General features: G+C 73.7%; 13 protein-coding genes. 4 read left to right on the top strand and 9 right to left on the bottom strand.

Features of this window, described 5'->3' with window-relative positions; genetic code table 11:
• Positions 1-187: 187 nt before the first annotated feature.
• On the bottom strand, positions 188-1,465 hold the full coding sequence (locus tag ABD345_RS35280; protein WP_344558311.1) for a transposase: 1,278 nt from the start codon (positions 1,463-1,465) through the stop codon (positions 188-190).
• 129 nt (positions 1,466-1,594) lie between these two features.
• On the opposite strand from ABD345_RS35280, the gene ABD345_RS35275 reads away from it, so the two are divergent.
• Positions 1,595-2,841, top strand: a protein-coding gene (locus ABD345_RS35275; protein WP_344558314.1) for an IS3 family transposase whose coding sequence is annotated in 2 segments (ribosomal slippage) — positions 1,595-1,937 and positions 1,937-2,841 — 1,248 coding nt in all. Because the reading frame shifts where the segments join, the coding sequence is not laid out codon by codon here.
• Here ABD345_RS35275 and ABD345_RS35270 read toward each other — a convergent pair.
• Both ABD345_RS35270 and ABD345_RS35265 read right to left on the bottom strand, forming a co-directional pair.
• Entirely contained in the window at positions 2,825-3,232 is a 408-nt protein-coding gene (locus ABD345_RS35270; protein ID WP_344558309.1) for a transposase, read from the bottom strand. The two genes, ABD345_RS35275 and ABD345_RS35270, sit on opposite strands and share 17 nt — an antisense overlap.
• Positions 3,233-3,414: 182 nt before the next feature.
• Positions 3,415-3,798 (bottom strand): winged helix-turn-helix transcriptional regulator, encoded by a 384-nt coding sequence (locus ABD345_RS35265; protein WP_344558307.1) that lies wholly within the window; start codon positions 3,796-3,798, stop codon positions 3,415-3,417.
• A 180-nt stretch (positions 3,799-3,978) separates the two neighbouring features.
• On the opposite strand from ABD345_RS35265, the gene ABD345_RS35260 reads away from it, so the two are divergent.
• Positions 3,979-4,824 (top strand): NAD(P)H-binding protein, encoded by an 846-nt coding sequence (locus tag ABD345_RS35260; protein ID WP_344558305.1) that lies wholly within the window; start codon positions 3,979-3,981, stop codon positions 4,822-4,824.
• Between the two features lie 201 nt (positions 4,825-5,025).
• Here the strand turns inward: ABD345_RS35260 and ABD345_RS35255 are convergent, their stop codons facing one another.
• From ABD345_RS35255 to ABD345_RS35245, 3 genes are read right to left on the bottom strand one after another with little or no spacing between them, the layout of a single operon-like run.
• Positions 5,026-5,883 (bottom strand): SDR family oxidoreductase, encoded by an 858-nt coding sequence (locus tag ABD345_RS35255; RefSeq protein ID WP_344558303.1) that lies wholly within the window; start codon positions 5,881-5,883, stop codon positions 5,026-5,028.
• A gap of 51 nt (positions 5,884-5,934) precedes the next feature.
• Positions 5,935-6,861: an RNA polymerase sigma factor SigJ gene (gene sigJ / locus ABD345_RS35250; protein ID WP_344558301.1), complete on the bottom strand. Its 927-nt coding sequence runs from the start codon at positions 6,859-6,861 to the stop codon at positions 5,935-5,937.
• On the bottom strand, positions 6,858-7,631 hold the full coding sequence (locus ABD345_RS35245; RefSeq protein WP_344558299.1) for an ArsR/SmtB family transcription factor: 774 nt from the start codon (positions 7,629-7,631) through the stop codon (positions 6,858-6,860). The genes sigJ and ABD345_RS35245 overlap by 4 nt, the downstream gene beginning before the upstream one ends.
• A 64-nt stretch (positions 7,632-7,695) precedes the next feature.
• On the opposite strand from ABD345_RS35245, the gene ABD345_RS35240 reads away from it, so the two are divergent.
• Positions 7,696-9,168 (top strand): MFS transporter, encoded by a 1,473-nt coding sequence (locus tag ABD345_RS35240; RefSeq protein ID WP_344558297.1) that lies wholly within the window; start codon positions 7,696-7,698, stop codon positions 9,166-9,168.
• 43 nt (positions 9,169-9,211) lie between these two features.
• Here ABD345_RS35240 and ABD345_RS35235 read toward each other — a convergent pair whose 3' ends face one another.
• From ABD345_RS35235 to ABD345_RS35225, 3 genes are all read right to left on the bottom strand, one after another.
• Positions 9,212-9,817, bottom strand: coding sequence for a superoxide dismutase (locus tag ABD345_RS35235; RefSeq protein WP_344558295.1), 606 nt, complete (start codon positions 9,815-9,817; stop codon positions 9,212-9,214).
• Positions 9,818-10,012: 195 nt separating this feature from the next.
• Positions 10,013-10,855: a siderophore-interacting protein gene (locus ABD345_RS35230; protein ID WP_344558293.1), complete on the bottom strand. Its 843-nt coding sequence runs from the start codon at positions 10,853-10,855 to the stop codon at positions 10,013-10,015.
• An 11-nt stretch (positions 10,856-10,866) separates the two neighbouring features.
• The gene (locus tag ABD345_RS35225) at positions 10,867-11,907 is read right to left on the bottom strand and encodes an ABC transporter substrate-binding protein (protein ID WP_344558291.1); all 1,041 of its coding nucleotides are present in this window, start codon (positions 11,905-11,907) and stop codon (positions 10,867-10,869) included.
• Positions 11,908-12,081: 174 nt separating this feature from the next.
• On the opposite strand from ABD345_RS35225, the gene ABD345_RS35220 reads away from it, so the two are divergent.
• A complete protein-coding gene (locus ABD345_RS35220) occupies positions 12,082-13,113 on the top strand; it encodes a FecCD family ABC transporter permease (RefSeq protein ID WP_344558289.1) in 1,032 nt (343 codons plus the stop codon).
• Positions 13,114-13,133 lie beyond the last annotated feature (20 nt).

Genomic DNA, 13,133 nt, shown 5'->3' with positions numbered 1-13,133 from the left:
AGCGATGATCAAGGTCGCCATGATCCGCCTCATGGCCGCCCGCCTCGCCGGCGAGGAGATCGAACCACGCGGCCCCATCGAGACCGAAGCAGCCCGCTGCCTCGCCGACGACCTCAACAACCAGTAGTCATCAGCTAACCCAACACTTTCTCAGCTTGACTCTGTCGGGGATCTTGAACAGCGGGGCTCAAGTACCGAGGGTGCGCCAGGACTTCGTCCGGGGGATCCCGTGCTGGTCCAGGAAGGTCTGGAGGGCGGTCGGCGGTCTCGGTGGTGAGGCTTCCTCGGTGACTGATCGGTTGCTGAGCTGTTCGATGTTCACGGCGATGGCCGTGAGGACGTGTTGCAGGTGGGCTTTCGGCTGTCCGCGGTAGCGGCAGCGGCGCATGCCGTGTCCGTGGGCGAACTCGTTGATGGTGCCCTCGATGCCGGAGCGGACCGCGTATCGGGCGGGTGTCTGCTGCTTAGCACGGACGCGGATCTGCAGGTCGCGGAGTTCTCGCGGGGGGAATCCCACGTTGCGGGCGTCGCTGGAGCTGGTGCAGCGGGGGCGGTCGGGACACGGCTGGCACTGGCTTCTGGTGAAGCGGGCCACGATCAGGGGGGCTGCGGTGGGCGAGGATGTCGGGTAGGGGCCGTGCCACCCGGCGCTGACCTGGCCGTTCGGGCAGGTGACCTGTCGGCGGTCGAAGTCGATGTGGAAGTCGTCCCGGTCGAAGCCTTCGTTCTTGCGGTGCTGGCGGGTGGGGTTGCCCGGCAGGGGCCCGCTGACGGTGACCCGGTGTTCGTGGGCGGCTCGTTCCAGGTAGACGAGAGAGGTGTAGCCGCCGTCGACCAGGTGCTCGTCGGGCAGAAGCTCGCGGCGTGCCAGGCGGGCGTGGATGCCGGGCAGGGCCTGGCCGTCGTTCGTGGCGGCCGAGGTGGTGGCCACGTCCGTGATCACGTTGGTGCTGTCGGGGGCACACGTCTCGGTGACATGCGCGGCGAAGCCCTTCCAGCTGATGATGTGCCCGTGGCGGACGTAGCGGGCCGTGGTGTCGTAGGGGGAGACGATCGCCGCCGAGGAGGGCGGCAGGCCGCCGTCGTCGGCGGTGCGCCAGCGCAGGCGGCCCCCAGCGTCGCGGTAGTAGTGCTGCACGAGGATCTGCCGCAGGGCTTCGGCCTGCGGCCCGGGCCGGTAGCCCGGCCCGTGTCGGTGGAGGTGTTCCAGCAGGCGGTAGGCGTCGTCGCCGGCGGCGAGGATCCTGGTCTTGGGCCGGGTGGGGTTCTTGCCCAGGCGGACCGGGCGACCGTAGCGGCGTCCCCGGTCCTTGTCGACCAGACCAGTCAGCAGGTGTGAGGCGGTGCGGGCCACTTCTTCCAGTGCGGCACGGACGGCCTCGGTGACCAGTTCGAGCCGGGTCAGTTCGCGCACCGCGGCCAGGACGTGGGTGGAGTCGGTGCGCTGGGTGGTGCGTTCGTGCACGAGTCCGGCCTCCTTCAAGCGTGCGAGGGCCAGATCGAGGAGGCGGTCGGCGCGGTCGGGCCTTCGCCCTGAGTGGTGGACACGCTGATACTGGATCTGCTTGATCCGGAGGAAGCGAGAAAAGCGCCGATGGCGATGAAGGACTACTCGGACGAGTTCAGGGCCGATGCCGTGGCCCTGTACGAGTCCACGCCCGGGGCGACGTACAAGGACATCGCCGCCGATCTGGGCATCAACCGGGCGACGCTGCGTGAGTGGGTGCTGCGGGACCGGGCGCGCCGCGGTACCGCCCCCGCACCCGCCCGGGCGGGCAGGACGACGCCGGCCAGTGCCGGGCGGGCGGATCCGCCCGCCGACCCCGGCGAGCGGATCCGGCAACTGGAGGCCCGGGTCGCCGAACTCGAAGCGAGCGAGCGCAAGTTGGCCACCGAGCGGGACATCTTGCGCAGGGCGGCCAAGTATTTCGCCGGCGAGACGAACTGGTGAACCGCTTCCAGTTCGTCCACGACCACCGGGACGCCTTCGGCGTGAAGCGGCTGTGCCAGGTCCTGGACGTCAACCGGTCCAGCTACTACAAGTGGCTCGGCGGCGCCGAGGCCAGAGCCGTCCGGCGACGCGAGGACCAGGTTCTGGCCGAACGGATCCGCCGGATCCACGCCGATTCCGGCGGAGCCTACGGCTCACCGAGGGTGACCGCGGAACTGCGCGAGACCGGAGCTCGGGTCAACCACAAGCGGGTCGCCCGGGTCATGCGGACGTACTCCATCGCCGGTCTCCGCTTTCGAAGAAGGGGTCGCACCACCGTCCCGGACCCCGCCGCGCCGGTCATCGCGGACCTGTTCGAGCGGGACTTCACCGCACCGGAGCCGGGACTCAAGTACATGGGCGACATCACGTATCTGCCGCTGGCCGGCGGGGAGTTCCTCTACCTGGCCACCGTGCTGGACTGCTTCAGCCGCAAGGCCGTGGGCTGGTCCATCGCCGACAGCATGTGCACCGATCTGGTCAACGACGCGCTGCGGATGGCAGCCGCGACCCGCGGCGATCTCGATGGGGCGGTGTTCCACTCCGACCACGGGGCGCAATACGGGTCACGGGCCTTCGCCGACCTGTGCTCGGAACTGGGAGTCACCCGGTCGATGGGCGCGGTCGGCAGCAGCGCGGACAACGCGGCCTGCGAGAGTTTCCACGCCTCCCTCAAGCGCGAGACGCTTCGGGGCGCCCGCGACTACGGAGACCCCGCCACCTGCCGCAGGACCGTCTTCGCCTGGCTTACCCGCTACAACACCCGCCGCCGCCACTCCGCCAACGGCCACCTCAGCCCCAACGAATACGAACGCCGCCACCACACGGCTAAACTCACGCTCGCCGCGTGACAACCAACCGCGTGTCCACCATCACGGGCGAAGGCCCGTCGTCCTGGGCCAGGCGCTCACGGAAGTCGGCCAGCACGCTGTGGTGAAAGCCGGGATCGTCCAGTTCCATGGCCATCGCGTACTTGAAGTCGATACGGCAGCGCACCGCCTCGGCCGCCTGCCGGTCCGACAGGCCGAGCAGGAACTGCAGCACGCTGACGGTGGCCAGCTGGGCAGGCGAGATGCCGGGGCGTCCGTCGCGCGAGTACCAGCCCGCGAAGTCCTCATCGCGCGATAGCCCGTCCAACCGGTCTCTGACCCACATCGCTGTCGTCCCGCCCGGATTGCTCGCCCGCGCGATCTGCGCGGTCAGAACGGGGACTTGCTCACCGGAGCGGGGACGGAGCGACAACTGACACCTCGACAACTACACGGTCTTCGATCAGCCCCGAGCATGCCCACTGGCCAGGCCGGCACACCGGGAAAGCTCCAAGATCCCCGACAGAGTCAAGCTCAGTGGAGGCCCAGGTCGCGTGGTTCGCGGCCTGGGCCTTTTGTCGTTTCCGGGTTCCTCGGCCGGGGGCTTCGGTGGGGTCAGGCGTGGGTGGTGTCGAAGGTGGTGCGGGCGCGTTCGACTTCGGGGAGGTGGGTGGTGGACCAGGTGGTGAGGGTGGCGAAGAGGGGGGCCAGGGTGAGGCCGAGTTCGCTGATCTCGTACTCGACCCGGGGCGGGACCTCGGGGTGGTAGGTGCGGATCACCAGGCCGTCGCGTTCCAGTTGGCGGAGGCGTTGGGTGAGGACCTTGGCGGTGATGGTGCCGACGTTCCGGTTGAGTTCGACGAAGCGCTGCCGGCCGAACTGGTGGAGGGTCCAGAGGATCGGGGTGGTCCAGCGGCTGAAGACGATGTCGAGCACGGGGGTGATCGGGCAGGCTTGGGCGCCGCCGGCGCCGGGGGCGGGGTGGTTCTGTGCGGTCACGGCGGGCCCTCTCCGTCGTCCGGTTTCTTTTGGGTAGCCACTTTATTCGGGGTGGTGGTCGATCGGTGGGTCGGTTTCCTCTAGGTACCTACTATATTCACGATGCTAGCTTCTTCGACGTGGCCGAACGGGCCACGGGGGCAAGGGACTTCGGGTCCCTGCGGATCGAGGAGTGCGATCATGATCGTTGTCACTGGAGCCACCGGGAACGTCGGCCGTCCGCTGGTCGCGCTGCTCGCCGGGGCGGGGGAGCAGGTCACCGCGGTCTCCCGCCGGGTGCCGTCCGGCGGCTTCCCGGAGGGGGTCGAGCACGTGGTCGCGGACCTGGCGGACTTCGCGAGCCTCCAGCCCGCGCTGAAGGGGGCGGACGCGCTGTTCCTGCTGCTGGGCGGCGAGCTCAACGGCCCCGGGGCGCCCGCCACCGAGTTGCTGGACCTGGCCCGGGAGGCCGGGATCGGGCGGGTCGTCCTGCTGTCCTCGCAGATCAACGGGACCAGGCCGGAGGCGGCCTCGCACGCCCGGCTGCGCGAGTTCGAACTCGCCCTGCGGCTCAGCGGGTTGGAGTACACCGTGCTGCGGGCCGGGGGGTTCGCCTCCAATGCGTACGCCTGGGCCGAGAGCGTCCGCGGACAGCGCGCCGTGCACGCCCCGTTCGGGGACGTGGCCCTGCCGGTCGTCGACCCGGCGGACCTGGCGGCGGTCGCCGCGACCGTGCTCCGGGAGGACGGGCACCACGGAGAGGTGTACGTGCTCACCGGGCCGGAGGCGATCACGCCCCGCCGGCAGGCGGCGGTGCTCGGGGAGGTGCTCGGGGAGGAGGTCGCGTTCGTCGGGCTCACCCGCGAGCAGGCCCGCGCGCACCTGGCGGCCTTCGTGCCCGAGGAGGTCCTCGACGGCACGCTCGACATCCTCGGCTCGCCCCTCCCCGAGGAGCAGTCGGTCAGCCCGGACGTCGAGCGGGTCCTCGGCCGCCCGGCCCGGAGCTTCGCGGACTGGGCGGCCGGGGCCCGACCCGCCTTCCAGTAGGAGGCGAGTACTCAGGGGCGTTGGCGGGTGCACGGAGGGGCTCGGGGAACGGCGGGTCGGTGCTGCTGGTGGTCGGAGCCCGTCGGAGGTTCGTGCTGCTGCGTGTGGTGAACGGAACCAGGAGCAGATGCGCGCTTCGGCAGTGAACCGCCCGCAGACCCGGGCTCGCCGTTCCCCGAGCCCCTGGCGGAGGCTCCCGCTTCAGCGCTTCGCGGCGAGGAAGTCCTCCCAGGTGCGGGTGCCGCGGGCGTTCCGGGGGGCAGTGAGGGCGCCTGCGCGCAGGGCGCGGCCGGCGCGGCCGGGGAGGTGGAGGGGGAGGACCGGGCGGCGGCGGTCGTGGGCGCGCAGCCAGCCGGTGGCGAGGTCGGTGGCGGGGCGGGTCTCGGGGCCGGCGAAGTCGGGGGCGTGGCCCGCGGGTTCGCCGAGGGCGAGTTCGACCAGGCGGGCGGCGACCTCGGCGGGGTGGACGGGCTGGACGGGGGTGCGGGAGGGCATGGGGAGGACGGGCAGCTTGGCGAGGGTGCCGAGCATGCCGTCGAGGAGCTGGGGGAACTGGGTGGCGCGCAGGTTGGTCCAGCCGAGGCCGGACGCGGCGAGGAGCTCCTCGCCCCGGAGCTTGACGCGGTAGTAGCGCATCGGGATCCGGTCGACGCCGACGATCGAGATGTTGACGACGTGCCGGACCCCGGCCCGCCGGGCGGCTTCCAGCAGGTGGCGGAGGGCGGGCAGGTCGTTCTTCGGGTGCCGGGGGTCGCTGGCGCAGTGGATCACGGCGTCGACGTCGGCGAGCGCCGCGTCCAGGCCGGTGCCCGCGGTGAGGTCGCCGGTGTGCCAGTGGGTGCCGTCCCCGGCGGGGAGGGCGGTGCGCCGGGTGAGGGCGTGGACGGGGCGGCCGGTGTCGCGGGCGCGGCGCAGCACCTCGCGGCCGAGGACGCCGGTCGCGCCGGTCACCAGTAGCGTCGGGGCGGGGGAGTCCGCGGGCGGGTTCGGCGCGGGGGAGTCCGGCGCGGGGGAGTCCGGGGCGGGGGAGTCCGCGGGCGGGTTCGCGGGGGAGTTCATGGTCGGCTTCCTCTCCGGTGGGCGGGGGGTTCACCAGGAGGAACCGGACGGTCAGCCGTTCTGTGACAGCGCGCGGTGCCGTTCCGCGTAGTGGGAGAGTTTGTCCGGGTTGCGGAGGATCCGGATGCCGGTGACGCCGTCCGGTCCGGCCTCGACCGCGCTGACCGAGGTGAGGTCCGGGCCCTCCCAGCCGAGCAGGACGGCGGTGCCGTTGGCCTCGGCGAGTTCGAACCGGACGCCGTCGGTGAACCGTTCGAACAGGCCGGCCAGGAAGCGGGCGGCGTTGCCGCGGCCGTGCACCGGCCGGAGCGCGGCGCGGACCCTGCCGCCGCCGTCCGACCACACCACGACCTGTTCGGCGAGGAGCTGTTCGAGCTGCTCCAGCGACCCGTCGGAGGCGGCCCGCAGGAAGCGGCCGAGCAGGGCGGCGTTCTGCTCGGCGTCCGTGCCGGAGGGGGCGAGGGGAGCGGAGGCGGCGCGCGGGGCCTGGTCGGCGAGGTGCTTGTGGCCCCGGTGGTAGAGCTGCCGGGCGGCGGCCTCGGTGCAGTCCAGGACGCCGGCGACCTCCCGGTGGCTGTAGGCGAACGCGTCGCGCAGCACGACGGCGGCGCGCTCGGGCGGGGAGAGGCGTTCCATCATGGTGAGCACCGCGAAGGACACCGCCTCGCGCTGCTCGGCCCGCTCCATCGGTCCGAGCGCCCCGCTCGCCACCGGCTCCGGCAGCCAGGTCCCCGGGTACTCCTCGCGGCGGGCCCGGGCCGAGGTGAGCCGGTTCAGGCACAGGTTGGCGACCACCTTGTTGAGCCACGGCCCGGGCGCGGCGACCTGCCCGGGTTCGGTGCCGTGCCAGCGCAGGTAGGCGTCCTGCACGGTGTCCTCCGCCTCGGCGGCCGACCCGAGCATCCGGTAGGCCAGCGCGAACAGCCGCCCCCGGTGGCTCTCGAACTCCCGTGCTGCTTCGTCCCGTTGAGCGTTCACGGAGCCATGCTAGGGCGCAGGCCGATCCAGTCGGCGAGGCCGGTGGCGCCGGCCGGGGTGAGGTGGACGACGCGGGGGCCGGTGCCGTGCCGGATCCACTGCAGGGCGAGCAGTCGGGCGGTGAGGGCGGCTCCGGCGGCCCCGGCCAGGTGGTGCTGGCGTTCGCTCCAGTCGACGCAGTAGCGGACCAGCGGGCGGCGCGGCGGGAGGGCGTCGAGGTCGATGCCGAGCCGCTGCAGGGCGGCCCGGCCGGGCGGGGTGAGCCGGTAGTGGTGGTCGTGGCCGTAGCCGCTGGCGCGGTCGCGGACGGCGGCGGCCGGCTGGTGGGTGCCGTCGTGGCCGGTGAGCATTCCGCGGTCGAGCAGGGCGCCCATCAGGGCGACGCCGAGCCGCCCCGCCAGGTGGTCGTAGCAGGTGCGGGAGCGGCGCAGCGCGTTGTCGGTGCTGCTCTCGCGCAGCGAGGTGATCGGCAGCGGGGGCGCGATCAGCGCGAGGGCCTCCAGGGCGTGGCCGACCTCGGGGCCGGACAGCCGGTAGAAGCGGTTGCGGCCGCTGCTGCGGACGGTGACCAGTCCGGCGTCGAGCAGCCGGGCCAGGTGGGCGCTGGCGGTGGGCGCGCCGATGCCCGCCTCGGCGGCGAGGACGGCGCCGGACAGGGCGCGGCCGTCGCCGAGCGCCTTCAGCATCCGGGCCCGGGACGGGTCGGCGAGCAGGGCGGCGGCCCGGGCGACGTCGGGCTGGCCGCTGGAGGGGGCGGGGAGGGCGGGCACCGGACCAGCCTACGGCGGGCACGGTTCGCCGGGGGACGAACGGTTCCGCGCTGAGACTGCCGTCATGACTTCCGTAGCGCGCACGCTTCCCGCCCCCGTCCGGCCGCCGGTGGCGCGGCTCGCCCTGCCGCCGCTGGTCGCGCTGAGTCTGGGCTCCTTCCTGGTGATGCTGGACGTGACGGTGGTGAACGTGGCGGTGCCGGGGCTGCGGGCCTCGCTGGGGGTGGGGGCGGCGGGGGTGCAGTGGGTGGTGGACGGCTACAGCACGGTGTTCGCGGGGCTGCTGCTGCTCGGCGGCGGGATCGGCGACCGGTTCGGGCACCGGCGGCCGTACCTGGCGGGGCTCGGGGTGTTCGCGGCGGCTTCGGCGCTCTGCGCGGCGGCCCCGTCGGGGGCGGTGCTGGTCGGGGCCCGGTTCGGGCAGGGGGCGGGGGCGGCGCTGCTGGTGCCGGCCTCGTTCGCGCTGCTGCGGGCGGCGTACCCGGACGGGGCGCTGCGGGCCCGGGCGGTGGGGGTGTGGGGGATGGTCTCGGCGGTGGCGTTCGGGGCCGGTCCGGCGCTGGGCGGGCTGCTGGTGGCCGGGCCGGGGTGGCGGTGGGTGTTCTGGGTGAACCTGCCGGTCGCGGCGCTGGCGGCGGTGCTGACCCGCCGGTACGTCCCGCCGGTGGCGGCGCGGCGGACGGCGCGGCGGGGCGATCCGGTGGGCCAACTGCTGGGCGTGGTAGGTCTGGTGGCGCTGGTCGGGGCGGTGAACGAGGCGGGCGTCCGGGGCTGGGGCTCGCCGTGGGTGCTGGGCGCGTTCGGGGTGGGCGCGGCGGCGCTGGCCGGGTTCGCCCGGGTGGAACTGGGGCTGGAGCGGCGGCTGGGGCGGCACTCGGACCTGCGGGCGGCGAACTCGCGGACGGCGGAGCCGGGCGGACGGGAGCCGCTGCTGCCGCCCGCGCTGCTGCGGGACGGGCGGCTCGCGGCGGTGGACGCCGTCGGCCTGCTGCTCGGCCTGGGCTACTACGGGATGCTGTACGTGCTGACCCTGCACTTCCAACTGGTGCGCGGCTACGGCTCGTTGGGGGCGGGCCTGGCACTGCTGCCCTCGGTGGGGATGGGCCTGCTCGCGGCCCCGCTGTCGAGCCGGCTGGCGGCCCGGTACGGCCCGTACCCGCCGATGGCCGGGGCGCTGCTGCTGGGGGCGGCGGGGTTCCTGGGCTGGTTGGCGGCGGGGCCGGACACGCCCTACCCGGTGCTGCTGCCGGCGCTGGCGGCGACCGGTCTGGCGACGCCGGTGACGGTGGTGTCGGCGACCGTCGCGGTGCTGGAGGCGTCCCCGCCGGACGCGGCGGGGACGGCCTCGGCGGTGTTCAACGTGGCCCGTCAGGTGGGCAGTTCGCTGGGCGTGGCGCTGTTCGGCACCCTGCTGGGCGGCCTGGGCCCGGTCCGCGGCCTGCACGTCTCGGCCCTGGTCGCGGCGGGCGCCTTCCTGCTCGGCGCGCTGCTCGCGGGGCGGGTCCTGCGGCGGGGCCGGGCGGCGGGCGGTCGCTGAGTCCGTATCCTCCGCTCCCCGCCCCGGCCCCGCCGTCCGGTGCTCAGCCCTGTTGGGTGGCGGCCGCGTAACGGGCGCTGACGTCCTGCCAGTTGACGACGTCCCAGAGTCGGGTGACGTAGTCGGGGCGGACGTTGCGGTACTGCAGGTAGTAGGCGTGCTCCCAGGCGTCGAAGGCGAGCAGCGGGACGCTGCCCTGGCCGACGTTGCCGTGGTGGTCGTAGACCTGCTCGACGATCAGGCGCCGGCCGAGCGGCTCCCAGGAGAGGATGCCCCAGCCGGAGCCCTGGACGCCGACGGTGGCGGCGGTGAGCTGCTGCCGGAAGGCGTCGAAGGAGCCGAAGTGCTCGGTGACGGCGTCGGCGAGGGCGCCCTCGGGGCGGTCGCCGCCGTCGGGGGAGAGGTTCTCCCAGAACAGCGAGTGCAGGACGTGCCCGGAGAGGTGGAAGGCGAGCGTCTTCTGCAGGCCGACCAGGGCGCCGAACTGCTCCTTGTCACGGGCCTCGGCGAGCTGGTCGAGGGTCGAGTTGGCGCCGTTGACGTACGCCAGGTGGTGCTTGGAGTGGTGCAGTTCGAGGATCTCGGCGGACATCGCGCGTTCGAGGGCGGAGTAGTCGTACGGCAGGTCAGGCAGCGTGTAGGCACCCATGGCGGAGCAGCCCTTCTCGTTCGACGGAGGGTCAGTTGCGAGTGCCACCTTATTGCACATCACTTGCAGGAGCGATAAAAGGTCATTAAGGCTCGGTGTCGCCACGTGACGAAGGCCCGTCCGGTCGGGAACCGGACGGGCCTTCCACGGGAGGAGCCTTCAGCGGGACGGGCCTTCCACGGGAGGGGCCGGGGGTCAGGACCGCCCGGCGGACGCCTCCTCGCGCAGCCGGTCCTCGGACGCGCCGCGCCGCCAGTAGCCGGAGAACGTCACCGCCCGCTTGTCGACGCCGCGTTCGCGCACCAGGTGCCGGCGCAGCTCCTTCACGGTGCCGGACTCCCCGGCGATCCACGCGTACGGGGCGCCGTCGGGCAGGTCGGCCGCGCGCAGCGCGGGCAGCAGGCCGGAGGGGGCGCCGGGCGCGCGGACCAGCCAGTGGACGCGCACGCCGTCGGGGGCGGCCAGGTCCTGGATGTCGGCGGCGTCCGGGACCTCGATCCAGGCCAGTCCGCGGGTGCCGGGCGGCAGCCACTCCAGGATGCCGCCCGCCGCGGGCAGCGCCGTCTCGTCGGCCAGCAGCAGGACGCAGCCGGTGTCCGCGGGCGGCCGGAAGGACACCGAGCGGTTGTCGGCGACGGCCGGGCCGAGCAGCACCACCCGCGCGCCGGGCCCGGCCGTCGAGGCCCAGGTGGTGGCTGGTCCGGCGTCCGGTCCGGTGCCGTGCAGCGCGAAGTCGACGTCCAGCTCGGGCGGTTCGGCCCGCTGGGCGCGGACCGTGTACGAGCGCAGCACGGCCCGCCGCTCCGCCGGGATCGCCCGCCAGGCCGCGAACCAGCCCTCGCCCTCCGCGTACGGCAGCTCCGGCTCGTCCTGGCCGGGGTGCGGCAGGAACAGCGAGAAGGACTGGTCGCGCCCACCGCTCGCGAAGCCGCGCAGCGCCGCGCCGCCGAAGGTGACCCGCAGCAGGGTCGGGCCGAGCCGCCGGGTGCGCAGCACGTGCGCCGGGAAGAAGTCGTACTCCTGGGCCTGGCCGGTCATCCGACTGCCTCTCAGCTCAGCTTGCGGGACTTCTGGACGGCGGCGGTCAGCCGCTCGATCAGCGGGGCGAACCCGGCGTAGGAGAAGCGCGGCACCGCGTCCCACGGGGTGATCTGCTCGGCCTTGACGGCGGCCAGCTGGCCCCAGGCGGGCTTGGCGGCCAGGTCCTTGGGCTGCAGGGCGGTGGAGCGCTGGTCGAGCAGCAGCAGGTCGGCCGGGTACTTGCCGGCGTTCTCCCAGCTCAGGCCCTCGTAGTAGTCGCCGCCGTCGGTCTTCTCCGGCTGGATGAACTCGACGCCCAGCTCGGCGAAGTAGATCAGGTCGCAGGAGATCTTCGGGTTGGAGACGTAGAACAGGTCGGCGCTGCCGGAGCAGGCCATCACCTTGACGCCGCCGGCCGCCTTGACCGCCTGCCGCAGCTCCTCGGACGCCTTCTCGAACCGGGCCTTGGCGTCGACGACCTTCGCCGCCTTGAGGTCCGCGCCCAGCGACTCGGCGAGCTTGGCGTAGTGCTCGATCGGCTGGGTGATGGTGACCCGGCCGGTGGAGACCAGCGCCTGCGGGGCGAGCTGGAGGATCTTGTCCTTGGACTCGTCCGGCACGTACCAGTACGCGCCCGGGTCGTACATGTGGGTCACCAGCAGTTCGGGGCGCAGCGCCGCGTACTTCTCGATCGAGAACTCGCCCCAGGCGTTGCCGATGATCTCGATCCTGTCCACGTCCAGGCTGCCGGCCTGCGGGTCGGCCTTGCCGTCGGCGGCCTTGGTCTCGCCGAAGACGCCGACCAGTTGCTTGTCCAGGCCGAAGTCGGCGAGCGCGGCGGCGGCGCCGGTGAAGGCCACCACCCGGGCGGGGGTGCTCTTCGCGGTGACGGTCTGCGGGCGGTCGTCGGTGAAGCTCCACGCGCCGCCGCCCGCCGCGTCCTGGGCCCCGCCGGACGCCTTGCCACCGGAGTCGCCGGAGGATCCGCAGGCGGCCAGCACCGCGCCGAGGGCGGTGGCTCCGCCCGCGGCGAGCAGGCCGCGGCGGGTCAGGCGGGGGGAAGAGGGCATGGCGGTACCTCGGTTCGAGCGCTTCGGGGCAGGGGGGAACCGCACCCCGGTGGGAGCGCCGGAGTGCGGTACCCGGCGGTAGCCGCCGGGCGTACGCAGGTTAACCTAACCTAAGTTGCGGTACGGAGGGCCCCCGGGTCCGCCGACCCGTTCCCCGACCGATCCGGAGCACCCTTGAGCACCACCGGCTCCCTCCCGATACCCGGCACCGCCACCGCCCGCCGCGGCTCGCCCCGCGCGCTCGGCCTGGTCGCCGGGCTGCTCGTGCTGCTCGCCGTCCTGGTGCTCAGCCTCGGCCTCGGCGCCAAGCAGCTCGGCCCCGCCGAGGTCTGGCACGGACTCCTCGACCCGGACGCCCCCGGCTACACCGTCGTCCACCGGATGCGGCTGCCCCGCACCCTGCTCGGACTGCTCGCCGGCACCGCGCTCGGCCTGGCCGGCGGCGTCATGCAGGCCCTCACCCGCAACCCGCTCGCCGACCCCGGCCTGCTCGGCATCAACGCGGGCGCCTCCGCCGCCGTCGCCACCGCGGCCGCCGTGCTCGGCGTCAGCTCCTTCACCGGCTACGTCTGGTGGGCGCTGGCCGGCGCCGCCCTGGTCTCCGTCCTGGTGTACGCCGTCGGCGGCGGACGCGGCGCCACCCCCGCCCGGCTCGCCCTGGCCGGGGCCGCGCTCAACGCCACCCTGTACTCGTACGTCAGTGCCGTGATGCTGTTGGACACCGCCTCGCTCGACAAGATGCGCTTCTGGACGGTCGGCTCGCTGGCCGGCGCCCAGACCTCCACCGTGCTCGGCATCCTGCCGTTCGTCGCCGTCGGCGCACTGCTCGCGCTCGCCCTGGCCCGCCCGCTGAACGCACTGGCGCTCGGCGACGACGCGGCCCGGGCGCTGGGGGCCCGGCCCGCGGCGGTCCGGGCCGCCGCGATCGTCGCCGTCACCCTGCTGTGCGGCGCGGCCACCGCCGCCTGCGGCCCGATCGTCTTCGTCGGCCTGATGGTCCCGCACCTGGTCCGCGCCCTCACCGGCCCCGACCTGCGCTGGATGCTGCCCTACTGCGCCGTCCTGGCCCCCGTCCTGCTGCTCGGCGCCGACGTCCTCGGCCGCGTCCTGGGCCGCCCCGGCGAACTCCAGGTCGGCATCGTCACGGCCGTCCTCGGCGGCCCGCTCTTCCTGTACTTCGCACGACGGGGGAAGGCCCGCGCATGAGCATGAGGACGACGACACGA

Origin of the sequence: Kitasatospora saccharophila (assembly GCF_039529925.1) — a bacterium.
Lineage (GTDB): Bacteria > Actinomycetota > Actinomycetes > Streptomycetales > Streptomycetaceae > Kitasatospora > Kitasatospora saccharophila.
Note: the sequence above shows the minus strand (reverse complement) of the source record. Positions and strands in the feature narration are given on the sequence as shown.